This window comes from Tabrizicola sp. (assembly GCF_051645465.1).
Taxonomy (GTDB): Bacteria; Pseudomonadota; Alphaproteobacteria; order Rhodobacterales; family Rhodobacteraceae; genus Tabrizicola.
Genome location: NZ_JBOFBI010000291.1, coordinates 1 through 24,224, shown reverse-complemented (window position 1 = coordinate 24,224; position 24,224 = coordinate 1). Strand labels below are relative to the sequence as shown.

The 24,224-nt window shown below is 63.8% G+C and carries 30 protein-coding genes; 15 read left to right on the top strand and 15 right to left on the bottom strand.

The window, feature by feature from the left end:
* On the top strand, positions 1-672 hold a 672-nt coding region (locus ACRCSW_RS18485; protein WP_438707120.1), incomplete at its 5' end, for an FAD-binding domain-containing protein.
* Positions 672-863 carry a DUF2256 domain-containing protein gene (locus tag ACRCSW_RS18480; RefSeq protein ID WP_438707119.1) on the top strand — a complete coding sequence of 64 codons (192 nt, stop codon included), beginning with the start codon at positions 672-674 and terminating at the stop codon, positions 861-863. The genes ACRCSW_RS18485 and ACRCSW_RS18480, both read left to right, overlap by 1 nt.
* 124 nt (positions 864-987) lie before the next feature.
* On the opposite strand, the gene ACRCSW_RS18475 is transcribed toward ACRCSW_RS18480, so the two are convergent.
* The 3 genes from ACRCSW_RS18475 to ACRCSW_RS18465 are packed head-to-tail and all read right to left on the bottom strand — an operon-like array spanning position 988 to position 2,677.
* On the bottom strand, positions 988-1,866 hold the full coding sequence (locus ACRCSW_RS18475) for an SRPBCC domain-containing protein (RefSeq protein ID WP_438707118.1): 879 nt from the start codon (positions 1,864-1,866) through the stop codon (positions 988-990).
* A complete protein-coding gene (locus ACRCSW_RS18470) occupies positions 1,863-2,339 on the bottom strand; it encodes an SRPBCC family protein (RefSeq protein ID WP_438707117.1) in 477 nt (158 codons plus the stop codon). Before ACRCSW_RS18470 ends, ACRCSW_RS18475 begins: the two co-directional genes overlap by 4 nt.
* On the bottom strand, positions 2,336-2,677 hold the full coding sequence (locus tag ACRCSW_RS18465) for an ArsR/SmtB family transcription factor (RefSeq protein ID WP_438707116.1): 342 nt from the start codon (positions 2,675-2,677) through the stop codon (positions 2,336-2,338). The genes ACRCSW_RS18470 and ACRCSW_RS18465 overlap by 4 nt, the downstream gene beginning before the upstream one ends.
* Positions 2,678-2,873: 196 nt before the next feature.
* Between ACRCSW_RS18465 and ACRCSW_RS18460 the strand changes: the two genes are divergently transcribed.
* Positions 2,874-5,018: a malate synthase G gene (locus ACRCSW_RS18460; RefSeq protein ID WP_438707115.1), complete on the top strand. Its 2,145-nt coding sequence runs from the start codon at positions 2,874-2,876 to the stop codon at positions 5,016-5,018.
* A gap of 502 nt (positions 5,019-5,520) precedes the next feature.
* Here the strand turns inward: ACRCSW_RS18460 and ACRCSW_RS18455 are convergent.
* From ACRCSW_RS18455 to ACRCSW_RS18430, 6 genes are all read right to left on the bottom strand, one after another.
* Positions 5,521-6,252, bottom strand: a complete 732-nt coding sequence (locus tag ACRCSW_RS18455; protein ID WP_438707114.1) for an imm11 family protein — start codon at positions 6,250-6,252, stop codon at positions 5,521-5,523.
* A gap of 152 nt (positions 6,253-6,404) precedes the next feature.
* A complete protein-coding gene (locus ACRCSW_RS18450) occupies positions 6,405-6,707 on the bottom strand; it encodes a toxin-activating lysine-acyltransferase (protein WP_438707113.1) in 303 nt (100 codons plus the stop codon).
* Positions 6,708-6,799: 92 nt separating this feature from the next.
* Entirely contained in the window at positions 6,800-7,132 is a 333-nt protein-coding gene (locus ACRCSW_RS18445) for a hypothetical protein (RefSeq protein WP_438707112.1), read from the bottom strand.
* A gap of 209 nt (positions 7,133-7,341) precedes the next feature.
* On the bottom strand, positions 7,342-8,139 hold the full coding sequence (locus ACRCSW_RS18440) for a polysaccharide deacetylase family protein (RefSeq protein WP_438707111.1): 798 nt from the start codon (positions 8,137-8,139) through the stop codon (positions 7,342-7,344).
* On the bottom strand, positions 8,120-9,064 hold the full coding sequence (locus ACRCSW_RS18435) for a glycosyltransferase (protein WP_438707110.1): 945 nt from the start codon (positions 9,062-9,064) through the stop codon (positions 8,120-8,122). The genes ACRCSW_RS18440 and ACRCSW_RS18435 overlap by 20 nt, the downstream gene beginning before the upstream one ends.
* A 246-nt stretch (positions 9,065-9,310) precedes the next feature.
* Positions 9,311-9,562, bottom strand: coding sequence for a BolA family protein (locus ACRCSW_RS18430; protein ID WP_438707109.1), 252 nt, complete (start codon positions 9,560-9,562; stop codon positions 9,311-9,313).
* A gap of 71 nt (positions 9,563-9,633) precedes the next feature.
* On the opposite strand from ACRCSW_RS18430, the gene ACRCSW_RS18425 reads away from it, so the two are divergent.
* Positions 9,634-10,266 (top strand): J domain-containing protein, encoded by a 633-nt coding sequence (locus ACRCSW_RS18425; protein WP_438707108.1) that lies wholly within the window; start codon positions 9,634-9,636, stop codon positions 10,264-10,266.
* Positions 10,267-10,269: 3 nt separating this feature from the next.
* Here the strand turns inward: ACRCSW_RS18425 and ACRCSW_RS18420 are convergent, their stop codons facing one another.
* Both ACRCSW_RS18420 and msrB read right to left on the bottom strand, forming a co-directional pair.
* The gene (locus tag ACRCSW_RS18420; protein ID WP_438707107.1) at positions 10,270-10,686 is read right to left on the bottom strand and encodes a hypothetical protein; all 417 of its coding nucleotides are present in this window, start codon (positions 10,684-10,686) and stop codon (positions 10,270-10,272) included.
* Between the two features lie 100 nt (positions 10,687-10,786).
* On the bottom strand, positions 10,787-11,245 hold the full coding sequence (gene msrB / locus ACRCSW_RS18415) for a peptide-methionine (R)-S-oxide reductase MsrB (protein ID WP_438707106.1): 459 nt from the start codon (positions 11,243-11,245) through the stop codon (positions 10,787-10,789).
* Between the two features lie 213 nt (positions 11,246-11,458).
* Here msrB and ACRCSW_RS18410 point away from each other — a divergent pair, with 213 nt between their 5' ends.
* The 5 genes from ACRCSW_RS18410 to ACRCSW_RS18390 all read left to right on the top strand — a co-directional run bounded on the left by ACRCSW_RS18410 (position 11,459) and on the right by ACRCSW_RS18390 (position 14,274).
* Entirely contained in the window at positions 11,459-11,776 is a 318-nt protein-coding gene (locus ACRCSW_RS18410; protein ID WP_438707105.1) for a hypothetical protein, read from the top strand.
* 111 nt (positions 11,777-11,887) lie between these two features.
* Positions 11,888-12,862: a cobaltochelatase subunit CobS gene (gene cobS / locus ACRCSW_RS18405; RefSeq protein ID WP_438707104.1), complete on the top strand. Its 975-nt coding sequence runs from the start codon at positions 11,888-11,890 to the stop codon at positions 12,860-12,862.
* Positions 12,862-13,305, top strand: coding sequence for a thermonuclease family protein (locus ACRCSW_RS18400; RefSeq protein ID WP_438707103.1), 444 nt, complete (start codon positions 12,862-12,864; stop codon positions 13,303-13,305). Before cobS ends, ACRCSW_RS18400 begins: the two co-directional genes overlap by 1 nt.
* A gap of 39 nt (positions 13,306-13,344) precedes the next feature.
* The gene (locus ACRCSW_RS18395; RefSeq protein WP_438707102.1) at positions 13,345-13,818 is read left to right on the top strand and encodes a hypothetical protein; all 474 of its coding nucleotides are present in this window, start codon (positions 13,345-13,347) and stop codon (positions 13,816-13,818) included.
* A gap of 66 nt (positions 13,819-13,884) precedes the next feature.
* A complete protein-coding gene (locus ACRCSW_RS18390; protein ID WP_438707101.1) occupies positions 13,885-14,274 on the top strand; it encodes a hypothetical protein in 390 nt (129 codons plus the stop codon).
* A 96-nt stretch (positions 14,275-14,370) separates the two neighbouring features.
* Here the strand turns inward: ACRCSW_RS18390 and ACRCSW_RS18385 are convergent, their stop codons facing one another.
* Both ACRCSW_RS18385 and ACRCSW_RS18380 read right to left on the bottom strand, forming a co-directional pair.
* The gene (locus ACRCSW_RS18385; RefSeq protein ID WP_438707100.1) at positions 14,371-15,135 is read right to left on the bottom strand and encodes a class I SAM-dependent methyltransferase; all 765 of its coding nucleotides are present in this window, start codon (positions 15,133-15,135) and stop codon (positions 14,371-14,373) included.
* Positions 15,136-15,274: 139 nt separating this feature from the next.
* Positions 15,275-15,862: an NADPH-dependent FMN reductase gene (locus ACRCSW_RS18380; RefSeq protein ID WP_438707099.1), complete on the bottom strand. Its 588-nt coding sequence runs from the start codon at positions 15,860-15,862 to the stop codon at positions 15,275-15,277.
* 140 nt (positions 15,863-16,002) lie between these two features.
* Here ACRCSW_RS18380 and cobT point away from each other — a divergent pair, with 140 nt between their 5' ends.
* From cobT to ACRCSW_RS18365, 3 genes are all read left to right on the top strand, one after another.
* Complete coding sequence (cobT, locus tag ACRCSW_RS18375; protein ID WP_438707098.1) at positions 16,003-17,874, top strand: cobaltochelatase subunit CobT; 1,872 nt, start codon at positions 16,003-16,005, stop codon at positions 17,872-17,874.
* A 77-nt stretch (positions 17,875-17,951) separates the two neighbouring features.
* Positions 17,952-19,808, top strand: a complete 1,857-nt coding sequence (locus ACRCSW_RS18370) for an aminopeptidase P family protein (protein ID WP_438707097.1) — start codon at positions 17,952-17,954, stop codon at positions 19,806-19,808.
* Between the two features lie 10 nt (positions 19,809-19,818).
* Positions 19,819-20,160 (top strand): DUF427 domain-containing protein, encoded by a 342-nt coding sequence (locus ACRCSW_RS18365; RefSeq protein WP_438707096.1) that lies wholly within the window; start codon positions 19,819-19,821, stop codon positions 20,158-20,160.
* Here the strand turns inward: ACRCSW_RS18365 and ACRCSW_RS18360 are convergent.
* The gene (locus tag ACRCSW_RS18360) at positions 20,147-20,557 is read right to left on the bottom strand and encodes a SufE family protein (protein WP_438707095.1); all 411 of its coding nucleotides are present in this window, start codon (positions 20,555-20,557) and stop codon (positions 20,147-20,149) included. The genes ACRCSW_RS18365 and ACRCSW_RS18360 overlap by 14 nt on opposite strands.
* 121 nt (positions 20,558-20,678) lie before the next feature.
* Here ACRCSW_RS18360 and ACRCSW_RS18355 point away from each other — a divergent pair, with 121 nt between their 5' ends.
* The 3 genes from ACRCSW_RS18355 (at position 20,679) to ACRCSW_RS18345 (ending at position 22,851) form a co-directional block, all read left to right on the top strand.
* Positions 20,679-21,137, top strand: coding sequence for a hypothetical protein (locus ACRCSW_RS18355; protein WP_438707094.1), 459 nt, complete (start codon positions 20,679-20,681; stop codon positions 21,135-21,137).
* A gap of 103 nt (positions 21,138-21,240) precedes the next feature.
* A complete protein-coding gene (locus tag ACRCSW_RS18350) occupies positions 21,241-21,909 on the top strand; it encodes a TPM domain-containing protein (RefSeq protein ID WP_438707093.1) in 669 nt (222 codons plus the stop codon).
* Positions 21,910-21,993: 84 nt separating this feature from the next.
* Complete coding sequence (locus ACRCSW_RS18345) at positions 21,994-22,851, top strand: TPM domain-containing protein (protein ID WP_438707092.1); 858 nt, start codon at positions 21,994-21,996, stop codon at positions 22,849-22,851.
* A gap of 94 nt (positions 22,852-22,945) precedes the next feature.
* Here the strand turns inward: ACRCSW_RS18345 and rnd are convergent, their stop codons facing one another.
* On the bottom strand, positions 22,946-24,100 hold the full coding sequence (rnd, locus tag ACRCSW_RS18340; protein ID WP_438707091.1) for a ribonuclease D: 1,155 nt from the start codon (positions 24,098-24,100) through the stop codon (positions 22,946-22,948).
* Positions 24,101-24,224 lie beyond the last annotated feature (124 nt).

Here is a 24,224-nt window from a genome sequence, read left to right as displayed (position 1 = left end):
GACGAACCGTCGATCGAACACCGCGACCTGCACCCCCTGGCCATCACCCGCCCCCGGGAAGCCGACGCCTCCCGGCTAAAGGCCTGGGCGCAAAGCGAAACGGGCCTCCCGTTCCTGGACGCGTGCCTGCGCTATCTTCGCGCGACCGGCTGGCTTAACTTCCGGATGCGGGCGATGGTGACCTCGGTCGCCTCGTACCACCTCTGGCTCGACTGGCGGGCGAGCGGCTCGCATCTTGCCAGGATGTTCACCGATTACGAGCCTGGCATCCACTGGCCGCAGGTGCAGATGCAGTCCGGCACCACGGGCATCAACACGCCCCGCATCTACAACCCGGTGAAACAGGGGCTGGATCAGGACCCGACCGGCGCCTTCACCCGGGCATGGCTGCCCGAGCTCGCGACCGTCCCCGATGCCTTCCTGCATGAGCCCTGGAAGTGGCCCGGCGCGGGAAGCCTTCTTGGTCGACGCTACCCCGAACCAATTATTGACCTGGCCTCGGCCGCACGAGAGGCGCGGGAGCTGATCTGGCGGGCCCGCAAGGCGACGGGCTTTGCCGATACGGCCGCCAAGATCGTCCACCGCCATGCCAGTCGGGCCAATGTGCGCCTGGTCAAGGGACGCCCCCCTCGGCGAACCGTGGTCCAGACACAGCTGACCCTGGACCTCTGATGCCAGGCGGGGTGAAGAAGTCGGACCTTCCGCAGAAGACCTGCGCCACCTGTGGCAGGCCCTTCACTTGGCGGAAGAAGTGGGAGCGGGTCTGGGATGAGGTGAAGCATTGCTCCGACCGGTGCCGGGCCGCAAAGAGTTCGGGAGCCGCGCCATCACAAACGGAATTGTCCCACCGTGGGACAAGATAGAATACGAAACAAAATCAAATGCTTGCACAGATGCAGGCAACGAGGTAAGGTTTCGTTAAGCTTCATCTTGTCGGCCGCCATGAACGGTCAAGGAACCTCAACCCGCTTCCACGGACAGCGGCGATCAATCCGCCCCCACAAACCGCGCAAGCTTGCCCAGCGTCTGCAGCCCCAGCTCGACCGCACCGAAGCCCCTCGCGTCCTCGAACTCCTTCGGTGTCTGGAACACCATGCCGAGCGTTACCTTCGTCACCCCGTCCACCTCGGCGAAGTTTGCCCAGGCGTCGGCATGCTTCGGCCCATTCTCGCCCCAATGGAGCGCGTAATCGATCCGCGCTTCTGGGATGACACGACCATAGCGGTGGTGGTTCGGGAAAACCGTCCCGTCAGCGGCGATCATGTCGAAGACCCACTCGCCGCCCTCGCGCAGGTCGATCCGCGACGTCTTGCAGGAAAACCCATCCGGCCCCCACCACTTTGGCAAGGTCTCCGGGTTCATCCAGGCGCCCCAGACCACCGAGACCGGTGCCTTGATCACGCGTTCCAGCACCATGGTCCGCTCGGCCACGCCCGCAAGGTTGGCAAGGCCTGCGCCAAATCCCTGCCGATACCCCTGCTCCATGTCCTCGGCCAAAGACGAGAGCTGGATGGTCAGCGCCAGCGTGCTCCCTGCCCCGGCCTCGGCAAACCTTGCGGTGACAAGGGCTGCCGACTGGATCAGCCCCTCGCAAGAGACAACCTCATAGTTCACGCTGACCTGTCCAGGCTGAAGCTCGAGCCACCCGCCTTCCACCCGGATGTCGGGCTGCCCGGCGACCTTGCAAAGCGAGACCTCCCTGCCGCCGACACGGCAGTCGGCTTCAAGAAACTCGACCGTCACAGTGGGGGAAGGCGACGCCCAGACCGCCCGTGCAGCGGGCGACGTCCAGGCCTGCCACAGCGTTGCAAGCGGGGCGGCCACGTTGCGCTCGAAGGTCAGCGTCGCGGTGCGGTCGGCGGTCACTTAACCAGCCCTTTCGCATAGTCCTCCAGCTGCGTGACCACCGTGCCCCAGCCATCGAAGAAGCCCATGTCCTCATGCGCCTTGCGGGTGTCCGGATTGCGGTGCCGGGCGATGGCTGTGTAGGTCGTGCCGCCCCCCTGCGCGTCGGAGAGAAGCAGGATCGCGGTCATGAAAGGTTCGGGCGCGGGTTTCCAGCCTTCGGTGTAAGCATCTGTGAAAACAAGCTTTTCACCTGGGACAACTTCAAGATAGACGCCGTGGTTGTCCATCACGTTGCCTTCGACATCGAAGCTGGTGTTGAAGCGCCCACCCACCCGCAGATCGATGTCGACTGCCGTCACCTTGTGCGGCTTGGGCACAAAGAAATGCGGGATGTGCTTCGGTTGGGTCCAGCATTCCCAGATCAGCTGACGGGGGACGGCGAGCGTCCGGGTGAAAGTCAAGTCGGTGGCGGGGTCGAGGTCAGAGGTCATTTCTCACGCTCCTTCATGAGGTTCGTCACATAATCGTCGAGCCGGTCGAGCCGGGCCTCCCAGATCGCCCGCTGCTCTTCAAGCCAGTCGCGCATCGGGGCCATTGCTTGCGGCTGAAACGCACAAGACCTGACACGCCCGTCCTTCTGGCTTGCGATCAAACCAGCGTCTTCAAGCACAGACAGATGCCGCAGGATGGTGGGAAGCTTCAGGCCCGTCGGCCCGGCAAGCTCTGTCACCGGAGCCGGTCCGCGGGCCAGCCGGTTCAGCATCATCCGCCGCGTCGGGTCGGACAGGGCGTGGAAGAGAAGGTCGAGCTGGGGGTCATGCTTAGCCATATTGCTAACTATATCCCTTCGACCGCAGCCCGCAACGGAAAACTTAGCCATATTGCGAAGTTCTTCGGGCTTCGGGATGGGGTCTTGTGGCGTTGTCCCCAAATCCGGGGACCAGTCTGCTTGCTGGCCGGACATCCCCTCGCCTATCGTGCGCAAATGCTTACGCTCGGCCCTGTCGGCCAGCAGAGGAGGTGACATGACCCAGCGAACCGATCGGGCCGGACTGCAGGTTGCCGACGTACTCGCCCGCTTTGTCGAAGACGAGGCCCTGCCCGGCACCGGGATCACCCCAACGGCCTTCTGGGAGGGGTTTTCCGGCCTTCTGCGCGACTTTGCCCCGGGGAACCGCGCGCTTCTGGCAAAGCGTGAGGCGCTGCAGGCCAAGATCGATGCCTGGCACATCACCCGGCGGGGTCAGCCCCACGACCATATCGATTACAAGGCCTTCCTCGCCGAGATTGGCTATCTTCTGCCTGAAGGCCCGGACTTCACGATCGAGACCACGAATGTCGACCCCGAGATCGCCCGGATTCCCGGGCCGCAGTTGGTGGTGCCGATCACCAATGCCCGTTACGCCCTGAACGCCGCGAATGCGCGCTGGGGCAGCCTTTACGACTGCCTTTACGGAACCGATGCGATGGGCTCGCTACCGCCCGCGGGCGGGTATGAGCGAGGCCGCGGGGCACGGGTGGTGGCGCGGGCGCGGGTGTTCCTGGACGAGGCCTTCCCGATTGCCGGCACCAGCCACGCCGATGTCCGCCGGTACTACGTCAAGGACGGGGCGCTACTGGTCGACGACCTGCCGCTCGTAAGCCCGGAGAAGTTCGCGGGCTACCGTGGGAACCCCAAGGCGCCGGATGCGGTGCTGCTGCGGAACAACGGGTTGCATGTCGAACTGGTCTTCGATCGGGCGCATTTCATCGGCTCGCGCGATCAGGCTTTGCTTGCAGACGTGCAGCTGGAAAGCGCGCTGACGGCGATCATGGACTGTGAGGATTCGGTCGCCTGTGTAGACGCCGAGGACAAGGTCGGGGCGTATCGCAATTGGCTGGGGCTGATGAAGGGCTCGCTGACCGAGGTCTTCGAGAAAGGCGGCCGCACGGTCGAACGGCGGCTGGTGGTGGATCGGGAGTACCTCGATCCGGCGGGCCGCCACTTCGCACTGAAGGGCCGGGCGCTGATGTGGATCCGGAACGTGGGCCACCTGATGACGAACCCGGCTGTGCTGCTGCCCGATGGGTCGGAGATCCCCGAGGGGTTGATGGATGCGATGGTGACCGTTGCTATCGCGCTGCATGACCTGAGGAAGACCTGGGGGATGCGGAACTCGACGCAAGGGTCGGTCTATGTGGTGAAGCCCAAGATGCATGGGCCGGAGGAGGTGGCTTTTGCCGATGCCGTGATGGCGCGGGTCGAGGAGGTGCTGGGGCTGCCTGCGAACACCGTGAAGCTTGGGATCATGGATGAGGAACGGCGGACCTCGGTGAACCTGAAGGAATGCATCCGGGCGGCGAAGGGGCGGGTTGCGTTCATCAACACCGGCTTCCTGGATCGGACGGGGGACGAGATCCACACCTCGATGGAAGCGGGGCCGTTCAGTCGGAAGGACTTCATCAAGCGGAAGGCGTGGATCACGGCCTATGAGGCGCTGAACGTGGATATCGGGCTGGAGTGCGGGCTGTCGGGGAAGGCGCAGATCGGCAAGGGGATGTGGGCGATGCCGGACCTGATGGCGGCGATGCTGGATGAGAAGATCGCGCATCCGAGGGCCGGGGCGAATACGGCCTGGGTGCCCTCGCCAACGGCAGCCACTTTGCATGCGTTGCACTATCATCGGGTGGATGTCTTTGGGGTGCAGGCGAAGCTCGCCAAGGGGGGACGGCGGGCGCATGTGGATGGGGTTCTGGATATTCCGCTGGCCAGCTTCCAGGCGTGGAGTCGGGAGCAGGTGATGCGGGAGGTGGAGAACAATGCGCAGGGGATCCTGGGGTATGTCGTCCGCTGGATCGATCAGGGCGTGGGGTGTTCCAAGGTCCCGGACCTGAACGATGTGGGGCTGATGGAGGACCGGGCGACGTGCCGGATCTCGGCCCAGCATATCGCGAACTGGCTGCATCATGGGGTCGTGTCGGCTGAGGAGGTGACGGAGGCGATGAAGAAGATGGCGGCGGTCGTGGACCGGCAGAATGCGGGCGATCCGCTTTACAAGCCGATGGCGCCGGGGTTCCAGGGGGCGGCGTTTCAGGCGGCCTCGGACCTGGTTTTCAAGGGGCGGGAGCAGCCTTCGGGGTATACCGAGCCGTTGCTGCATGCCTGGCGGCTGAGGGTGAAGGCGGGGTGATGGGCACGGTGCGCAAGAATTTCTGTACAATGAATTCAATATCTTACGAGGGGGTCGTTAAGGATTTGGAAAGGAATGCCATGCGGGGCTTGGGGTGGTGAAAGGGTCTCTCGGCGGCCCGCGGAGTGGCCACGTTCGTCAATCCGCCGGGTATCCGGGGGGGGCGGGTCGAGCCGGAGTGGGCGGGGGTCGAGATCAAAGGCACGTTCGGGGCGTAGGGTGGATGAAATCCACCGTGCCTCGGTTGGGTTCATCGTTGATTGTTATGGATATTCAGATGGTTGCAATGTGGGTGGTGGGTTGGCACCCACCCTACAGCTGGCTGCTCGGAAGCAGGCATCGTGGTCGCCGTAACGACGAAATTGTACTCCGCCTCGACTTGGACGCCCTTGGCATACCTGCTTAACGCGTCGAGAAGATTTTGATTGGCTTTGTTGCTGACTAGGCCATGGTGGCTGTTTATTGGATTACGCGGCATTCTTTAAACAACTCCGATAAGCTATTAGATTGTTTTCACTTGGTAATGCGTAGGTATCTTCAACCCCGCCGCGTCGATGGCAGCTTTCAGCTCGTCGGAAATGAAGATTTGGGGATTGCTCATCCGACGTTCACGCCACAAATGCGCGCCGTCTATCTTCGCCGTAGAAAAAACCATGGCGTTGTATTTGGCTTTGTTGCCTACACCGCGAACACGGTAGTCGGATTTCCTCAGATGACCGCCACCATCGTAGAACTCGGTTCCCCCTTCAAATGCCTCTGGCTTCGTGGCCTCCGGCAGAAAGCTCTCAAGGAAACGGTCGATCACGATGCCATAGTAGCGTGCCGGAAAGTCCTGCCCGTTGGGCTTGACCAGCCGCAGCGGCCAGAACCGGTGCACACCCGGCTCTAGCCCCTCGATCAGCGCTTTCAGTCGCTCGTCGACCGCTATGATTGCGAGTTGTAGTTCGAGCCAAGCCCCGAGCGTCGAATAGTTCTTCCTCAAGGCCACTTCGGTGGGGAACTCGTGCGGGGCCAGGGGCTCGACCACTTGGTGATCCACGACTGAGCCGACTTCATAACGGAACTTCCCCGATACTGATGCCCAGTAGGCGCCAGCGTGTTGGGGGCGGATGCGCGCGCGTTGCGCCTCTGGCATCTCCTCGTGATAGTATTTTTCCAGAAGCTCTTCGAAGCGCCTGAAATTGTTCTCAGGACGGCAAGGGCCGTCCACCCGATCCATCACACACCACGCCATCTCATCTCTCCTTCGCTGCCGCTACCGACTATTCGATCATGCCCGCATCTAGATCGCTTGCGTGCCTAAATCCCTGACAAAGTCCTAACGCGCACATAAGTCATTGAATTGGTGTAAGTTAGCCCTTGACCCACCGTGGGTCAGGACGATCCTTAGACCGGCCCGCGCGACCCGCCCATCTTCTCCAAGAGGTCCTTCTCGACCAACCCGCCGATCTGCGGATGCAGCCGCAGCTCACCTTCCTTCACCACCTGGGCGAAGTTGGCGATCACCCGGCCTGCCGTCTTCCGGTCTGGTGCGATCACGTCGAGGAGCCAGTTGATCGACCCGCTCTGCCAATCCTCGGGCTTAAGCCGGATCGGGAAGGTCCCCGCCTTGATCTGCTCGCGGATCTTCGCATCGACCTCTTCGTTGGCCGAAGCCCAGATCGCGAAGCCCGCGATGTCGGTCAGCATGCCCGGCTCTTCGTTCGCCGGTCGCGCGATGGCGATCCGGTCGCGAAGCTCGCGAGAGTGGTGGGTTGGCGCCCGTCCTACGATTGCTGGTGTCAGAATTTCTCGCAGGCAGTAAAGCCCTCGCCCTCAAGGAACTCGCCAAAGTCGAGGGTGCTGGCCTCCTTCAGTTTGACGGCGAGGCTCAGAGAAGCCGCCTCTACCTTCGTCTCGTCATAGGCGTTCTGGCACCGGTATTGCGTGGACCAATCGCTCCACCGGACATCGAACACGATCTGCTTTTCGCCATCGCGGTAGAAGTATCCGCGAATGGTCTCTTTCGAGACGACGTAGCGTTGATTGATGACGACAAATTCCGCCGCCAGAACGCTTGACGCAAAGAGACAGGGAACCATTGCCACGACGAGATGCTTGACGATCATGTTCATCACCCATCATTCCGCTGAGGACAGAACCGTAACGGCAGGTAGGCCAGGATGCCAGCCAAATCGGACCTGCGGAGGAAGTAGGGTGGGGAAACCCCACCATGGTTCGGTCGGGTTTGACGTGGATTGTTACGGCAATTCATAAGGTTGCGATGTGGGTGGTGGGTTGGCACCCACCCTACAACGCGCTGGTGAACGGGGCAGCCGCCCGATCATGCGACCGGGTCGGCGGCAAGGCGGTCGATCACCTCGGCCACCGGCAGGATGGTCAGACCGGCATCGAGGGCGGCGCGGAGTGCTTGATCCAGACGGGCGGGGGGGCAGCTGAAGGGGTGGTCCGACCTGTCCAGCCCATGCGCCAGAAGGATCGCCCACGACTTTTCGCGTGCGACCGAGAGGAAGATGCGGTCCCAGTCGGTCTGGTCGGCAAAGGCGTTGTCGATTGCGAGGACGCCCAGATTGTCGCGGTCCGCGCTGTGCGTGTTCACGCCCGGGCGCACTCCGCGCGCAGTCTGGAAGCGGCGGCTGCAGAGCCACTTTGCCCCAACCGAGACCTCGCCATAGGGATAGGCGATGCTGCGGGCCCGGAACCCTGGGCCTGCCACTTCGGACAGGAAAACGTCGTTCAGCGCGATCTCGCGCGCGACCTTGCGGGGACCGAGGGCGAGGGCGCTGTGGTGGTGATAGAAATGCGAACCGATCTCGTGCCCCTGGGCGAGGATATCCGCGACATCGCCTTGACGGAACTGTTCGCGCCCCTCGAAGACCTGGCCGCAAAGACTGCCGCAAAGGTAATAGGTTCCGCGAAGCCCGTGGCGGTCCAGGATCGCGCCGCCTTCGGTCCAGGCCGAACGGGGGATGTCGTCGAAGCTGAGGCTGAGATAGCCGCGATCGGGGGGCCGGGGCAGCCTGCGCAGGCGGAGGCGCGTCGCGGCGGCAAAGGACAGTCGCCCGGCAAGCGTTGCGCGGCGCGGTGCGGCCTGCGGCGGGTCAGGAGCGATAGAGTTCAAGCACTTTCCCCCCCGCAAGCTGCGAGCAGACCCCTGCGTGCAGCGCGGCGCGGATCAAGGAGCGCGCCAGCCGGGGCGGCGAGAAGGCGGACAGCCCGGCTGATCCGGCGAGCACGCAGACCTTGGCCGCGGCTTTGGCGAACATCACCCCGCGCGCCGCAAGGCCGATGGGACTGTTGATCCGGCCATGGGTTTGCCCGGCGCGGAAGCTGCGGCGCAGGAGGTAGCGCAGGGTTTCCCTGCTCTCAGGTATCTCTTCATGCGCTATCGCCGCAGGCGCCTGGCCGATCCGGCCTCCGTCCCGCACGAGGCCACGAAGGAAGGCGTCGTCTTCGCCCCCGGTCTGGCCAAAGGAAAGATCGAAGCGTCGGTCGCGCAGCAGGGGGCTGTCGAGGCGCAGAATGACATTGCCGGCGTAGCCGGTCAGGATCCGGCCGTCGCGCTGGATCACCGGGCGCACGTCATGCGGCCGGCCCTGATGCAGCCAGCGCGGCGCCTGGGGCCGGTAGCTGGCCAGAACCGGACCCAGGACCGCATCGGCCCCGGAGGCGGTGATTTCCGTGATCAGGGCCTGGGCCCAGTCGGGACTGGCGGCTTCATCGTCGTCGATCATTGCAAGATAGCTGGCACCCTGGGCACGGGCCTGATCAAGCAGGGCGTTCCGCGCAAGCGAGATGTTGCGCGCGGGGGCGTGGATGTAGTGGAGCGGCATGGTTTGCGCCCCCCGCGCCTTTTCGACGCGAGACCGGGCTGAGGGTTCGTCGTCATTGTCGGCGACGACGATGCAGCCGCGGTGGGTCGGGCCAAGCCGCTGTGTGGCGAGACTTGCGAGCGTGCGGTCCAGGATCGGTCGGCGAAAAGTGCAGACGCCGATCGTGACCAGCGGCAGGTTTGAGTCCTGGGCGTCGAGAGCCTTGCCTGTCATGACTGCCCCCTAGCGCGCGGGCAGGATGCCCTGTGTCCGCTGTGGCGTGGGAATCGATTGACGCAGGGTCATTAGAGTCAATGTCTACAACCAATAGATGACTGTCACGGTCAACGCGCAAGCAGAGAGGAGAGGGATCGGGCATCAGACGCAGCGTGTCGCGAGGCGGTGCCGGTTTTTGAGGCAAGCGAACGTGTTGTCGACGGCAGAACGCGCGTGAAATCACCCAACCGACCGGGCAACCCCCTACCCCACGTCCAGCGCAATCGCGTGGACGCGCTGGTTGAGGTCGCCGAGCGCCTGATGCACGGCGCGGTGGCGGGCGACGCGGGTCATGGGGGCGAAGGCGGCGGCGCGGATCAGGATGTGGAAGTGGCTTTCGCCGGTCCCATCATCCCCCGCATGGCCCGCGTGGCGGTGGCTTTCGTTCGTCACCTCCAGCCGATCGGGCGCGAAGGCTGCTGTCAGGCGAGCCTCGATGTCGTCCTTCACCGTCATGTCAGCCCATGCCCCCTTCTCTCTTCCGGGAAAAGCCCTAAACTCGTGGCCCCGAGTCGGAAAGGCCCTTCATGACCAACCGCACGCCCTTCGAATTCGATCTCCGCGTCTCGGCGGACAAGAAGCGCAAGAAAACCGGGCGTCGGGGCATGTCGGGGGCGTTCGACACCGCGGACCGGCCCTGCGACTATCCGGAGTGCAAGGAACAGGCCGCCTACCGCGCGCCGAAGTCGCCCGATCAGCTGGATGAGTTCTTCTGGTTCTGCAAGGACCATATCCGCGAGTACAATCTGAAATGGAACTTCTTCAACGGGACCACGGATGAGGAGTTCCAGAAGTTCCTGGACAAGGACCGGCTCTGGGGCCGCGAGACCAAGCCCTTCTCGCGCCAGGGCGACGGCAACGCCTGGGCGCGGCTGGGGGTGAACGACCCGATGTCTTTGCTGGGCGAGAAGGCCACGCAGAATCCGGGGAAGCCGACCTCGGCCGCGACGCGGAAGCTGCCGCCGACCGAGCGGAAGGCGATCGAGATCCTGGATGCGCGAGATACCTGGACCAAGACTGAAATCCGCAAGCAGTACAAAGCTTTGGTGAAAGATCTTCACCCTGACATGAATGGCGGCGACCGGCGGGATGAGGAACGGTTGCAGGAGGTGGTCTGGGCCTGGGACCAGCTGAAGGACAGCCGGTTTTTCAGGGAGTAGCGCTCAACTGGGCATTAGCGGCCGGATGGGCCGCGTGCGCATGGCAAGATGCGCCCCGGCCATGGTCGCTGCCCAGGCCAAGAGGACTGCCGGCGTCGTCAGGATCGCGTGGCCGACAGTAGCCGGCCCGTAGATGATGCCGATAAGGGTCGGCCCCTCCCAAATCCCGTAGGCGGCACCGGCCAGGGCCGAGCCAATGAGTGTTGCGAGAACAGCTCCGATCGCTGTAAGCGCCAGACCAAAGCGACCTGGCAGGCCGAAGAGATCGGCGCAGATCGCACCACCTATGAGTGCCCCGCACGCGGCGGGCAGGATGATGTTCAGGTCGCTTATCCGAAGCTGTGCACCCATCGCGAAGATGACCGCGAGACCCGAAACGGCGCAGAGACCTGCGGCAAGCGCGCGATGTGACGTTGGCATTTGATCCAGTCCCTTGTTGATACGGGACCGTCATGCCTGATGCCTGTGCAGGCCGGGCTCAGGAGTTGTGCAGGATTGGTGCAGGTCGAGGCTTGCCGTCTCAGGCCGGAACGAAGCTGAGCGCCACCCCGTTCATGCAGTAGCGCAGGCCCGTGGGTTCGGGGCCGTCGTCGAACACATGGCCGAAGTGCCCGCCGCAGCGGCGGCAGTGGACTTCGGTCCTTGCGCCAAGGAGGCCGCCGTCCTCGCGGGTGCGGATGGCGTCTGGAAGGGGCTTCCAGAACGAGGGCCAACCGGTGCCGCTGTCGTACTTCGTCTCGGACGAGAAGGCCGCGAGGTCGCAGCCCGCGCAGTGGTAGATGCCCGCGCGCGTCTCTTTGTCCAGTGGACTGGTGCCGGGGCGTTCGGTCGCCTCTTCCCGGAGGACCCTGTAGGCGAGGTCGCCAAGCTTTTCGCGCCATTCGGCATCGGTGAGCACGTATTCGAAGCTTTCCCCGGCTGCGCCGAGGCGCGGGATGAAACCAAGGGCGGCGGACAGAAGAAGCAGGCGGCGATGCATGGCGGATGTCCTGATTGTCTGACGGCACGATAGACCACTTTGATGTTACAGCGGGCCAACAGACCGTGAGTTCACGCAATTGCGAGCGAGGTGCTGCGCGTGATGGCTTGGACGGAGGCCGGGGCGCAAAGCTTGGGTCACGGTTCCCGCAGTTGTGGCGGCATGGGGCTTGCGTACCATGGCACCATGACCTGCAACCGAAAGGACCCTGGAATGATCCGCACCAAGCTTTTCAGCCTTACTGCCGGGGTGTTTCTTGCCCTGTCTGCAGCCGCGACCGCCGAGATTGCCTTCAAGGGTGGCGATGGGGCCAGTGTCGAGACGGCCATCGTCGTCCTTGGCGCCCAGGGCTCATCTGACGGGGTGGCCGCCGAATACCAGTGGATCGAAGCCAACCGCCCCGGCGCCGAGGTTCTGGGACAGGCTCTCGTTCAGAACGGCGATCGGTTCTACGATGTCATCACCATTCGCGTGGGCGGCCGGGAAGAAGACCTGTTCTTCGACATCACCGACTTCTTCGGCAAATTCTGACGCCGCGCCGCTTTGCCCCGGCCCGGTCCCCTTGAACCCCCCGGCGTTATGTTCCAAGGATGGCTTGGGCCTGCGCATGGGGTGCGGGTCTCCGAGCGATAGGCCCTTGCGATGCTGGATCAGGCGATGAAACCGACCGAGGAAATTTCGGTCCGCGAGGTGTTCGGGATCGACACCGACATGCGTGTGAAGGGCTTTGCCGAGCGCGCCGACCGGGTGCCCGAGATCGACACGACCTACAAGTTTGATCCCGATACCACTTTGGCCATCCTGGCGGGCTTTGCCTATAACCGCCGGGTGATGATCCAGGGTTATCACGGGACGGGGAAGTCGACCCATATCGAGCAGGTTGCGGCGCGGCTGAACTGGCCCTGCGTGCGGGTGAACCTGGATTCGCACATTTCCAGGATCGACCTGATCGGGAAGGACGCGATCAAGCTGCGCGACGGCAAGCAGGTGACGGAATTCCACGAGGGGATTCTGCCCTGGGCTTTGCGCAACCCGGTGGCGATTGTCTTCGACGAATACGACGCAGGCCGGGCGGATGTGATGTTCGTGATCCAGCGCGTGCTGGAGCATGACGGGAAGCTGACGCTGCTGGATCAGAACGAGATCATCACGCCGCATGTGTCGTTCCGCCTGTTCGCGACGTCGAACACCGTGGGTCTGGGCGATACGACCGGGCTTTACCACGGGGTCCAGCAGATCAACCAGGCCCAGATGGACCGCTGGTCTTTGGTCGCGACGCTGAACTATCTTTCGCATGACGCCGAGGCCGCGATCATCCTGGCCAAGAACGCGCATTACAACACCGACAAGGGCCGCAAGGTTATTGGCCAGATGGTCACGGTCGCGGACCTGACGCGGACGGCGTTCATGAACGGCGATCTGTCGACGGTGATGAGCCCCCGCACCGTGCTGAACTGGGCCCAGAACGCCGAGATCTTCCGCAATGTCGGCTACGCGTTCCGGCTGACCTTCCTGAACAAATGCGACGAGCTGGAGCGGCAGACCGTGGCGGAGTTCTACCAGCGGTGCTTTGCCGAGGAACTGCCGGAATCGGCGGCAAGCATGGCGATGCGGTGATGCGGGTCTGGCAGGCCGGTCTGGCAGCGCTTGCGGTTGGGTCGGTTGCGGCTTGTGTGGAACCGGTCGGTTCGGGTGATGGTGATGCGGGGGCGGCCCCTCGGTGCCAGGTGACCGGGATCGTGGATGGCGACACGTTCGACCTCTCGTGCGACGGCGGGCCGGCGGTCAGCTCGCGGCTGATGGGCATCGATGCGCCGGAGGTTGATCGGGCGGAGTGTCCTGAGGAGCGCGCGGAAGGTCTGAAGTCGCGCCGCTACCTGGAGAGGCTGGTGGCCGGGGGGCCGGTTACGTCGGTCCGGCGCGGCGGGCAGCACCCCGATGGGCGGACTCTGGTGACGGTGGAGATCGGCGGGCAGGATGTGGCGCAGGCGATGCTGGCGGGGGGCGTGGCCCGACCGCTTTCGGGAGAGGCCTACGTGGACTGGTGCGCGCGGACCTGAGGGGGTGCTGAAGCCAGCATGACCATAAGGCAAGATCGGATGAGTTGGGCGACGGCGATCGGCTGGACTATTGCGCTCTTGGCCTTCTGGATTGAACCAGCACCAGCTACCGCCCAAGAAATCTGCATCGATCCGCAAGACCTTACGCGGCTTTACCAACCCGGCGAACCAGGCCCCTGTCTGTCCCCAGCGCCCACAACTTCCGAAGTTGGTCGTCCACCGGACGATACAGCGTTGCATCTTGCCTGGTGTGCGGGCCTCCATGACGCCGCAGTTTTGCTTGAGCCTCAGATCGGGGACGACCCGTCGATTGTTAGTGGAGAAGCATTTTTCTCGGTCGCAAAAGGCCAACGCGAACGCCCTGGACTTGGCGATCTTGAAGCGGCGCGCGCGGAAGGCCGCGACTGGCTGTTGGCGGACGATATGGATGAAAGCTACTCTCTGGGAAGCCTCGTCCCGCATTCGTTTATCGTGTGCGGCCAAGCATATCGTTTTGCCAAAGGCGAGCATTAGCCCACGGCAACAGGTTCGTTCTCACTTCGCCTTGAAAAAGTGCGGTTTTGGGTGTGCCATGCTGAAATGGCGCGCGGTTTGGGAAGTTTTCTGGCTGCCCTCGCCCTGGGGTTCCTTGCCGGGGGGCCCGCAGTGGCCGATCCCTTGCGTGATTTCGCGGTTTGTGCGGGCAGGCTTTCGGCTTTGGTGGAAGAGCAGTGGATGTTCGACGGGCCGGGGTCGGAGCAGACAGCGGCGGAGCTTGGCGCGATGGTGTCGCTGATCGAGGCGTCGATGAAGCCGGGCCTGGGGCCGACGGTGCTGGACTGGCGGATCAAGGCCAAGGTCGCTTACCGGTCGCTTCTGTTTCAGGCGCGGTTCGGCGAGGATCCTGGCCTGACAAAGCAAGCCGCGACAAGGGCCGAAACCCTTGCCGCCGAGTGCAGATCGATGATCCTGGGGCGCCCGGCAGCTTAGCCTCTTGCGGCCCTGGTGGCCGCCCCGGACCATGTCATCCGGCATCGCCTTGGCCGCGGGAAGGATACCGGCAAGGCCTGCTGATCCGACTGTTCGTCAGGCAACCGGTCTGAGCCGCGCCACAAAATGCAGTTTGCGGCCGAAGATCAGGTTCAGCGGGAACCCATAAAGGGGAATATCGGTCTGGAAGGTTTCAATCCTGAGACCAGCTTTGGCAAACCACCTGTCCCAATCGGCGCGGGACCCGTAGTTATAGGGCAAGACCACTCCGTGCGGCGCATTGCCGACCCAGTCCATCAGGCGCAGGGTAAAGCGATCCAGCGCGGTTTCCGACAGGTGATCCTTGATGATCACACAGTCCTTGCACGCCCGCGCTGCCTCGGCGATCAGGACACCGGGGTCATCGGTGTGGTGGAGCACATCGACGAATGTCACCACGTCGACGCCCTTGTCCCCGACAGGAATGACCAGCCCGTCAAACAGCTCTACCGGGATATGTGTCTTGACCCGCAGCATGATATCGATGCCCCGCACCGATGTTCCCTGCTGTTCGGCTGCGATCATCTTGGCAATCTGACCGTCGCCCGTCCCGACATCGAGCATGCTGCTTCCGGATGGAACCAGAGCGCCGCTCCGCTTCACCAGGACAGCGACCCGCCGGTTGAAAATGAGACGTTCGTGAACCCGGCCGAGAAGTGATTTGAACAACTGACTGCCCCCGATCTGGCTTTGGCACACCAAAGCACGCTGCCCGCGATTTATCCAATGGGCAGTCAAGACTGCATATTCAAGGCGAAAATTCGACCAAACGACCGGATGCGGATGGCGATTTTGGGATAAATGGGCCGGGGTGAGGGCCACGGCTTGTCAGTCACGTGCAACGACGATCAGACGAGTGCGTAACCGGCAGAGGGGTTGGGTGAGCCGTCGAGCTTGGCGCATAACGGCTCACTCCTGTCCTTGTGTTTGCAAGATCGGCACTTCTGCCGATCCCGCCCGGTTAGCCGCGCGCGGCCTTGGTGGCGTTCGCCCACCAGACCACGTCATCCAGCATGCCTTTTGCCGCCGGAAGGATCCCCGCCTCGATGTCGGCGAGGTTGCCCGAGCCGCCGAAGCCCGGGTGCACGCGGAAGAAGTCGCTGCCGCCGATGCGGACGTTGTGACGAGTGGGCACCATCTGCAGTTCCACCCCGATGTTCTGCAGGTGGCCGATCGCGTTGGCGGCCCCCATCGAACCGTAGCCGATAGCGCCGAAGGGCTTCTTCGCCCATTCGACATAGGCCTGGTCGAGCGCGTTCTTCAGGACGGCAGTGATCGAGCGGTTATACTCGGCAAGGACGAAGATGTAGCCGTCGTATTCGGCGAGCTTTTTCTGCCACTTAACCGCTACCGGGTCCTGCGTCGGCGCCCAGGCGTTCGAGGCCACCTCGGCGAAGAAGGGCATCGGGTAGTCGCGCAGGTCCAGAACCTCCACAGTCAGGTCGTCGCGCGCCTCGGCCTGTGCTTTGATCCATGCAGTCGGGATGTCGGCAAAGCGGGTGGGCCGGGTTGAAGAGACGATGATCGCGATCTTGGGTTTGGTGGCCATGAGGGTTTCCTTTTGTGTTGAAAGTCTTGCCCTAAGCATGTGGCACGCTCACCCGCCGCGCCAATTCCGCGCACCCGCGCCGGATATGTGCGCTGTCGCACGGCCTTGCCCCTGACAGCGCCGGGTGCTTAACCTAAGGCATGACCAAACCCAGCGACAACCCAGCCGATCCGTTCAAGAAGGCCCTGGCCGAGGCCACCCGCACTATGGCGGATGATCCGGAGATGACGGTCACCTATTCGGTTGATCCGGCGGGGATGAACAAGGAGGGCGTGCGGCTGCCGCAGGTCAGCCGCCGGATGACGCGGGACGAGGTGCTGCTGGCCCGCGGCACCGCCGATGCCTTTGCGCTGCGGCGGAGGTTCCACGACGACGGCGTGGCCGCGCGTTACGCGCCGACGGGGCCGTTGGCCCGCGACATCTATGAGGCGATGGAAAACGCCCGCTGCGAGGCGGTGGGTGCCCGCGCGATGCCGGGGACGGCCGGAAACATCGACGCGAAGATCGCGCATGAGGCGGACCGCAAGGGCTATGGCCAGGTGACGCAGGCCTCCGAAGTGCCGCTGCCGGTCGCGGCGGGGTATCTTGTGCGGCAGATGGCGACGGGGCGTTTGCTGCCGAAGTCGGCAGAGCATGCGGCGGACCTTTGGCGGGGGTTTGTCGAGGAGCAGGCGGGGGAGACGTTGTCGAGCCTTGACGATGTGCTGGGGGACCAGGCGGCCTTTGCACGACTGGCGCGGAAGGTGATTGCCGATCTTGGGTATGGCGACCAGCTGGGCGATGACCCTGACGCACCGCAGGACGAGGCGGGGGACGATCAGGCGGAAGAAGATCAGGACGCGCCCGATTCTGCGGGGGAAGAGCAGGAGGAGAGCGACGATTCGGAGGCTTCTCCCGAGCGATCGCAGGAGGAGCAGGAGGACCAGTCCCAGGCGCAGGTCACCATGGACGACAGCGCCGACATGGAGCAGGGCGACGAAGCGGAGATGCCGGAAGGGGAGGCGCCGCTGGAACCGCCGCCACCGGCGCCCTATTCGGATGCCGATCCGAACTATGCCGTCTATACCACTGATTTCGATGAGGAAATCAAGGCGGACGAGCTGGCCGAGCCGGCGGAGCTGGAGCGGCTGCGGGCCTATCTGGACCAGCAGCTGGAGCCTTTGAAGGGCGCGGTGTCTCGGCTGGCGAACAAGCTGCAGCGGCGGCTCCAGGCCCAGCAGAACCGGAGCTGGGAGTTCGACAAGGAGGAAGGCATCCTTGACGCCGGGCGGCTGGCGCGGGTGGTGGCGAACCCGACGACTCCGCTGAGTTTCAAGTGGGAGAAGGACACCGAGTTCCGCGACACAGTGGTGACACTGCTTCTGGATAACTCCGGGTCCATGCGGGGGCGGCCGATTTCCATTGCGGCGATCTGTGCGGATGTTCTGGCGCGGACGCTGGAGCGATGTTCGGTGAAGGTCGAGATCCTTGGCTTCACGACGCGGGCCTGGAAGGGCGGGCAGTCGCGGGAGAGGTGGCTGGCCCAAGGGCGGCCGCAGATGCCGGGGCGGCTGAACGACCTGCGCCACATCATCTACAAGTCGGCCGATGCGCCGTGGCGGCGGGTGCGGCCGAACCTGGGCCTGATGATGAAAGAGGGGCTGCTGAAGGAAAACATCGACGGCGAGGCGCTGGAATGGGCGCACCGGCGGACGATGGCGCGGCCCGAGGCGCGGAAGGTGCTGATGGTGATTTCCGATGGGGCGCCGGTGGACGACTCAACTTTGTCGGTCAACCCCGCGAATTATCTGGAGAAACACCTGCGCGACGTGATTGCGATGGTGGAGCGGCGGAAGGCCGTGGAGCTGATCGCGATCGGCATCGGCCACGACGTGACGCGGTACTACCAGCGGGCGGTGACGATCACGGATGTCGAGCAGTTGGCGGGTGCGATGACCGAGCAGCTCGCGTCCCTGTTCGAGGTGGACCCGAAGAAGCGCTCCCGGACGTTGGGGATGCGGCGGGCGGGGTAAGGGGGGGCTGTCTGCCCCCCTCGTCGCTTCGCTCCTCACCCCCCGAGGATACTTGTCGACAAGAAATGAGCTGAGCGATGTTCCAGAGTTTTGAAAGCCATGCTTCACCCGATCAAGGCCCGCCACGGTTGGCGGCATTGCGGGCGAAGCTTCGGGAAAATGGGCTCTCGGGGTTCATCGTCCCCCGCGCCGATGAGCATCAGGGCGAATACGTTGCGGCGCGGGATGAGCGGTTGCAGTGGTTGACCGGGTTTACCGGGTCTGCCGGGTTCTGCATCGTTCTGCCCGATATCGCCGGTGTCTTTATCGACGGGCGTTATCGGGTTCAGGTCAAGACGCAGGTCGACCTGGCGCATTTCACGCCGGTCAACTGGCCCGAAATCCAGGGCGGGGAGTGGTTGGCGCAGCACCTGACCAAGGGCGTCGTCGCTTACGATCCCTGGCTCCACACGCCAAAGGAGATCGCCAAGCTGCAGGCGGCGCTCGACAAGACCGAGGTTACGCTGCGCCCGACCGCCAACCACGTGGATGCGATCTGGCCCGACCAACCCGGCCCGCCCCGTGGCCGCGCCTTCATCCATCCGGATCATCTGGCCGGCGAAACCAGTGCCGCCAAACGCACACGACTGGCCGAAGTCTTGCGCAAGGCGGGCCAGCGTGCCGCCGTCATCACCCTGCCCGACTCCTTGTGCTGGCTGTTCAATCTGCGTGGGGCGGATGTGCCGCGCAATCCGATCCTGCATGGGTTTGCGATCTTGCATGATAATGGCTGCGCAGGCCTATATGCAGATACAAGAAAATTCGATGCTGAGACGATCCAGCAGCTTGGCCCGGACGTCACTCTGGTCCCGCCCGAGAACTTTCTGCCGACGATCTACGACCTGACTGGGCAGTTGGTTTTTCTGCAAACGTTTCTGCCCATTCACTATCCGTTTTACGACCTGAAAGGGCCGGTGCTTTTGGACATGAGTTCGGCCCCGGTCATTGTACATTCCGCGTTGGTTGCTGCCGGTCTTGAGGTCATTGACGGCGACGATCCCTGCCGCTTGCCGAAGGCCTGCAAGAATGCGGCGGAGATTGCGGCGACCCGCGAGGCGCATCTGCGCGATGGGGCGGCGATGGCGGAGTTCCTGCGCTGGCTGGACGAGCAGGCGCCGAAGGGGGGGCTGACGGAGATTTCGGTGGTCCAGGCGCTGGAGGGGTTCCGGCGGGCGACGAATGCTCTGCACGACATCAGTTTCGACACGATCTGCGGGGCGGGCCCGAACGGCGCGATCATGCATTACCGGGTGACGGAGGAGACGAACCGTCCGGTGCGGCAGAACGAGCTTCTGCTGGTCGATTCCGGCGCGCAGTATCTGGATGGGACGACTGATATCACCCGCACCATCGCCATCGGCGATCCCGGTCAGGAGGCGCGGGAGTGCTATACACGTGTGCTGCAGGGGTTGATCGCGATCAGCAGGGTTCGGTTTCCCAAGGGCCTGGCCGGGCGTGACATCGATGCGCTGGCGCGGTTCAACCTTTGGGTCGCGGGGCAGGACTATGACCACGGCACGGGCCATGGGGTTGGCGCGTTCCTGTCGGTGCATGAGGGGCCGCAGCGGATCAGCCGGTTGTCGGAAGTGCCGCTTGAGCCGGGGATGATCCTGTCTAACGAGCCCGGCTACTACCGCGAAGGGGCCTTCGGCATCCGGCTGGAGAACCTGATCGTGGTCGGGACGGCCTTGGCGTTAGGTGACAACCGGGCACAGATGTCGTTTGAAACGCTGACGTTTGTGCCCTTCGACCGGCGGCTGATCCTGACTGCTGAGCTTTCGCCCGGCGAGAGGGCCTGGCTTGACGCCTATCACGCCGAGGTTCTGGAAAAGCTTGCCGCGCGGGTTTCCGGACCTACCCTTGAATGGCTGAAGGGCGCCTGCGCGCCGATCTGAGGAGCATCCGATGGCCAGCCATATCACCATCGCCCCGATTGCCGAGCCGGTGACCGTCAGCGCGGGCGGCGTGGACCTGGGCAGAACCTCCAAGGCATTGGAACTGAAGGAAGGAAGCTACCCGCCGGTGATCTATGTCCCCCGTGCCGACATGGACATGGAGAAGCTTCAACGGACCGAGCGGGCGACGACTTGTCCCTGGAAGGGGCAGGCGAGCTATTACTCGATCCGGACGGCGGAAGGGACGCTGGACAATGCGGTCTGGTCCTATGAGACGCCGAAGGCGGACGTCGGCGACATCGCGGGGCATCTGGCCTTTTACACCGACCGGGTGACGGTCACGCGCGGCTAGCGGCTTCTTCGCGGATCCGCTGGACCATGGCGCGCAGGCCGTTCGACCTTTGGCTGGAGAGGTGCTCGTTCAGGCCGAGCCTGCCAAGCTCTTCGGTCGCATCGATTTTCTCCACTTCGGCGACCGGAACACCAGCATAAAGCGCATGCAGGATGGCGATCAGGCCGCGGACGATCATGGCGTCGCTTTCGCCCTGGAAGTCGAAGCGGCCCCCCTCGATCATGGGCCGGAGCCAAACCTGACTTGCGCAGCCCTGCACTTTCAGCGCGGGGACCTTGAAGCTGTCGTCCAGGGGCGGCATCGCCTTGCCAAGCTCGATGACATGGCGGTAGCGGTCTTCCCAGTCGTCCAGGAATTCGAAGGTTTCCGCGATGTCTTCAAAGGCTTCGGTCGCCATGGCGCATCCCCCTAGGCGTCTTGAGGTAAGGCGGCAGGGCAGAAAGGTCCAGCCCCAGAGAAGCGCTTTTCAAATGCGGTGCCATCGGCTACCCAAGAGGCAGTCGTTCAGGAAAGCAATCATGCCTGTTACCCGCCGTCTCTTTGCTGTCAGTCTGGTCGCAACCCTAGCGGGGTGCGGAGGGTTCCGGCAAAGCAGGCTTAACCCCTTGAACTGGTTCAGGAGATCCGAGCCGCGCGAGTCGATCGTGCTTCCCGAACAGGCCGATGATCCCCGCCCGCTGGTCGAGGCGGTGCTGAGCATGGCGGTCGAGCCGATCCCGGGGGGTGCCATCGTGCGAGCCCGTGGTGTGACGCCGACGCAGGGGTGGTGGCAGGCCGAGCTTGTGCCGCGGGACATTGAGGAAGACGGCGTGCTCGTCTACGAGTTTCGGGTGTTTCCGCCCCCTGGGCGAACCGACGTGAACACGCAAACCTCGCGCGAGATCGATGTGGCGATCTTCATTTCCGACGTGAAGCTTGAGGCGGTCCGCGAGATCGTGGTGCAGGGCGCGACCAACGCGCGGGTTTCGCGGCGGTAGCAACGGGTCTGCGTTGAAGGTCCAGTATACCTGACTGAAGTCCGTCGTCAGACCCTGTATCCTATCAGCGCGGGCAGGCCCGCTTGATTGGTCAGGATACGGCATGCTTCTCAGGCTGATGGTCGTCCTTCTTCTTTCCCCGCTGGCCGCTCTTGCGGAGGGTCTGCCAGAGCCGCAAAGCGACACGGTCTCGGATTTCGCTGATATCCTGCCTGAGCCTGACGAAGCCGAGGTCGATGCGCTGATCCGCGAGATCCGCGATGAGACCGGCGTGAGTATCGTCGTCGTCACAATGGACCGGATCGCGAACTATGGCGGTGGCGGGCAGAGTCTGGAGGCCTATGCCAGGGCGCTCTTCAACGACTGGGGGATCGGCGATGCAAAGCGGAACGATGGCATCCTGATCCTGGTTGTCCCCGGTGATCGCGAAGCGCGGATCGACCTTGGCGCGGGGTACTCCGCCGAGTTCGATTGCCCCGCGCAGTGGGTGATGGATACCGCGATGGTGCCGCAGTTCCGCGAAGGGAAGATGGCGCGCGGCATTGTCGAGGGCGTCCAGGCGGCGCGCGATGCGTTGGTGCAGCCGTTTGTCGAGGGGCGGGTCGATGGGCTTTGCCAACCTGTCGCGGCGTATTCCGATCGGATCGGGCGTGAATGGCCTTCAGCCGTGCCTCCGCGGACCGTGGAGCTTGTGGCCGGGCGTCGCCAGCGGGCGGGGGTCGATGGTCGGATATACCTGACTGAAATCCGCCATCAGATTGTGTATGGTTGATCGGCAGAATTTGCTTGAATGGTCTGGCTGCATGAGGACGTGAGATCGAAACTGGCAGGCCTGCTTTATCGGTGAGGATAGTACATGCTCTTCAGGTTGATCATTGTCCTTCTCTTCCTTCCGCTGAGCGTTCTTGCGGACGGGCTGCCCAGGCCGCAAAGCGATGCGGTCTCGGACTTCGCCAATCTCCTTCCCGCAGCCGAGGAAGCCGAGGTCCGGGCGCTTGTCCAGGAGATCCGCAAGGAGACCGGCGTGCAGGTCGTGGTGGTCACGATGGAAGAGATTGAGCAGTACGGCGGCCGCTATCTGGGCTTCGAAACCTACGCCACCAAGCTGTTCAACGAATGGGGGATCGGCGATGCCGAGCGGAACGACGGCATCATGATCCTTGTCGCCCCCGGCGATCGCGCGACCCGGATCGAGCTGGGTTCGGGCTTCTCAAGTGCTTACGATGCCCGCGCGCAAGCCGTGATCGACAAGGCGATGTTGCCGGATTTTCGCGAAAGGCTTTTCGCTCAGGGCATCCTGGACGGCGTCAAGGGCGTGCGCGACGAGGTGGTGCAGCCGTTTGTAGATGGCAAGGTGTTCGGGATCGTTGACTTCTGGCGCAAGGTTCTGATCGGATTGGGCGTGATCGGAGGCGGGGCTGGGCTGTTCTTTGCCGGGAAAGCTGCTTGGGCCGCCTACAAGCGCTGCCCGCAGTGCAGCCAACTGTCGCTTGAACGCTGGAATGAGGTGACGGACTACGCCACCGAATACAGCACGGGAAGCGGGATCACCCACCTTAGCTGCGCGCTTTGCGGCTACACGGAAGATCGCCATTATACGATCTCGCGGAAGAGCGACCGCAGCTCGTCCGGCGGCGGGGGCGGCGGGTCGTCCAGCAGCGGGGGGTTCGGCGGGGGCAGTTCGTCCGGCGGTGGCGCGTCGGGCAGGTGGTAGGCCTTTCGGCGGGACTACTCCTCGTTCGACTTCGTCTCCTCGTCGTGGTGCCCCGGCGAGGAGTGCATGAAATGCATCGACGAGCGTCCCCGGACTAAAGCCGGACCACGCGCACTTCGTTGCCCTTGGCCGAGAGCGCGATTTCACCCTTGCAGAGGCGAAGCGCATCGTCGCCGAACGCCTCATGCCGCCAGCCGGAGAGCGCTGGGACGTCACGGTCGCCGGCTGCAATCAGGTCAAGGTCGGCGGAGGACGCGATCAGGCGGGGTGCCACGCCCAGGGATTCGGACTTGGCCTTGAGAAGGACACGGAGGAGGTCGGCAAGCGCCGGGTTCACCTGCATCTGTTCGCGTGACGTCTCGATGCGGGGAATGTCTTCGGGGCGCATCTCCAGCCCCTCTTTCACGGCAGCGAGGATGCCGTCGGCGATCTCGGGTTTGCGGCCTTCGCGCAGGAGGAGGCGCGAACGGCCCAGCTCCTCGACCGTCGTGGGCCGGGTCGAGGCAAGTTCGAGGAGCGCGTCGTCCTTCATCACGCGGCTGCGCGGCACGTTCTGGCCTTGCGCATAGGTCTCGCGGAAGCGGGCGAGCGCCTTGACCACCGCAAGAAAGCGGCCAGAGGTCGTGCGGGTCTTGATCCGCTGCCAGGCCTCGTCAGGGTTCACAGTATAGGTCGCGGGGTCGGTGAGAAGCGCCAGTTCCTCGCCCACCCAATCGGCGCGACCGTTCTTTTTCAGCTGGGCCGCCAGGAATTCATAGATCAAGCGCAGGTGGGTCACATCGGCCAGCGCGTAATCCTTCTGCGCCTCGGACAGCGGACGGCGGGACCAGTCGGTGAAGCGGCTCGTCTTGTCGAGGTTGGCTTTGGCGATCTTCTTGACCAGCGTCTCGTAGCCCACCTGTTCGCCGAAGCCGCAGACCATGGCCGCGACCTGGGTATCGAAGAGAGGGTTCGGGAAGCTGTTGCCTTCGACGAAGAAGATTTCAAGGTCCTGCCTTGCGGCGTGGAAGACCTTGACCGTCGCTTCGTGGCGAAAGAGGTCGTAAAGCGGCTCCATCGACATCGCCGATCCCTCGATCGGGTCGACGAGGACAGCTTCGCCATCACCCGGCAGCGCCATCTGGATCAGGCAGAGCTTGGACCAGTAGGTGCGTTCGCGAAGGAACTCGGTGTCGATGGTGACGTAGGGGGCGGCCTTTGCGGCCTCGCAGAAGCTCGCGAGGTCTTCGGTCGTGGTAATCGTGCGCATCGGGCGCCTTTCCGGTTGGCGCGGGGTCATCCCGCAGGTCCGTCAGAATTACGCGGCAGAGCAGCGAAAGGGAAGGCGAAACTGGCGGATCGGCGGCGGCCCTGTCACGGTGCGGTTACACCCC

Excerpts from the sequence above, each read along its gene's own strand:
- ACRCSW_RS18480 (WP_438707119.1), top strand. The coding sequence starts at position 672 with ATGCCAGGCGGGGTGAAGAAGTCGGACCTTCCGCAGAAGACCTGCGCC.
- ACRCSW_RS18470 (WP_438707117.1), bottom strand. The coding sequence starts at position 2,339 with ATGACCTCTGACCTCGACCCCGCCACCGACTTGACTTTCACCCGGACG.
- ACRCSW_RS18465 (WP_438707116.1), bottom strand. The coding sequence starts at position 2,677 with ATGGCTAAGCATGACCCCCAGCTCGACCTTCTCTTCCACGCCCTGTCC.
- ACRCSW_RS18460 (WP_438707115.1), top strand. The coding sequence starts at position 2,874 with ATGACCCAGCGAACCGATCGGGCCGGACTGCAGGTTGCCGACGTACTC.
- ACRCSW_RS18455 (WP_438707114.1), bottom strand. The coding sequence starts at position 6,252 with ATGGCGTGGTGTGTGATGGATCGGGTGGACGGCCCTTGCCGTCCTGAG.
- ACRCSW_RS18450 (WP_438707113.1), bottom strand. The coding sequence starts at position 6,707 with ATGCTGACCGACATCGCGGGCTTCGCGATCTGGGCTTCGGCCAACGAA.
- ACRCSW_RS18445 (WP_438707112.1), bottom strand. The coding sequence starts at position 7,132 with ATGAACATGATCGTCAAGCATCTCGTCGTGGCAATGGTTCCCTGTCTC.
- ACRCSW_RS18435 (WP_438707110.1), bottom strand. The coding sequence starts at position 9,064 with ATGACAGGCAAGGCTCTCGACGCCCAGGACTCAAACCTGCCGCTGGTC.
- ACRCSW_RS18430 (WP_438707109.1), bottom strand. The coding sequence starts at position 9,562 with ATGACGGTGAAGGACGACATCGAGGCTCGCCTGACAGCAGCCTTCGCG.
- ACRCSW_RS18425 (WP_438707108.1), top strand. The coding sequence starts at position 9,634 with ATGACCAACCGCACGCCCTTCGAATTCGATCTCCGCGTCTCGGCGGAC.
- ACRCSW_RS18420 (WP_438707107.1), bottom strand. The coding sequence starts at position 10,686 with ATGCCAACGTCACATCGCGCGCTTGCCGCAGGTCTCTGCGCCGTTTCG.
- msrB (WP_438707106.1), bottom strand. The coding sequence starts at position 11,245 with ATGCATCGCCGCCTGCTTCTTCTGTCCGCCGCCCTTGGTTTCATCCCG.
- ACRCSW_RS18410 (WP_438707105.1), top strand. The coding sequence starts at position 11,459 with ATGATCCGCACCAAGCTTTTCAGCCTTACTGCCGGGGTGTTTCTTGCC.
- cobS (WP_438707104.1), top strand. The coding sequence starts at position 11,888 with ATGCTGGATCAGGCGATGAAACCGACCGAGGAAATTTCGGTCCGCGAG.
- ACRCSW_RS18400 (WP_438707103.1), top strand. The coding sequence starts at position 12,862 with ATGCGGGTCTGGCAGGCCGGTCTGGCAGCGCTTGCGGTTGGGTCGGTT.
- ACRCSW_RS18395 (WP_438707102.1), top strand. The coding sequence starts at position 13,345 with ATGAGTTGGGCGACGGCGATCGGCTGGACTATTGCGCTCTTGGCCTTC.
- ACRCSW_RS18390 (WP_438707101.1), top strand. The coding sequence starts at position 13,885 with ATGGCGCGCGGTTTGGGAAGTTTTCTGGCTGCCCTCGCCCTGGGGTTC.
- ACRCSW_RS18380 (WP_438707099.1), bottom strand. The coding sequence starts at position 15,862 with ATGGCCACCAAACCCAAGATCGCGATCATCGTCTCTTCAACCCGGCCC.
- cobT (WP_438707098.1), top strand. The coding sequence starts at position 16,003 with ATGACCAAACCCAGCGACAACCCAGCCGATCCGTTCAAGAAGGCCCTG.
- ACRCSW_RS18370 (WP_438707097.1), top strand. The coding sequence starts at position 17,952 with ATGTTCCAGAGTTTTGAAAGCCATGCTTCACCCGATCAAGGCCCGCCA.
- ACRCSW_RS18365 (WP_438707096.1), top strand. The coding sequence starts at position 19,819 with ATGGCCAGCCATATCACCATCGCCCCGATTGCCGAGCCGGTGACCGTC.
- ACRCSW_RS18360 (WP_438707095.1), bottom strand. The coding sequence starts at position 20,557 with ATGGCGACCGAAGCCTTTGAAGACATCGCGGAAACCTTCGAATTCCTG.
- ACRCSW_RS18355 (WP_438707094.1), top strand. The coding sequence starts at position 20,679 with ATGCCTGTTACCCGCCGTCTCTTTGCTGTCAGTCTGGTCGCAACCCTA.
- ACRCSW_RS18350 (WP_438707093.1), top strand. The coding sequence starts at position 21,241 with ATGCTTCTCAGGCTGATGGTCGTCCTTCTTCTTTCCCCGCTGGCCGCT.
- ACRCSW_RS18345 (WP_438707092.1), top strand. The coding sequence starts at position 21,994 with ATGCTCTTCAGGTTGATCATTGTCCTTCTCTTCCTTCCGCTGAGCGTT.
- rnd (WP_438707091.1), bottom strand. The coding sequence starts at position 24,100 with ATGCGCACGATTACCACGACCGAAGACCTCGCGAGCTTCTGCGAGGCC.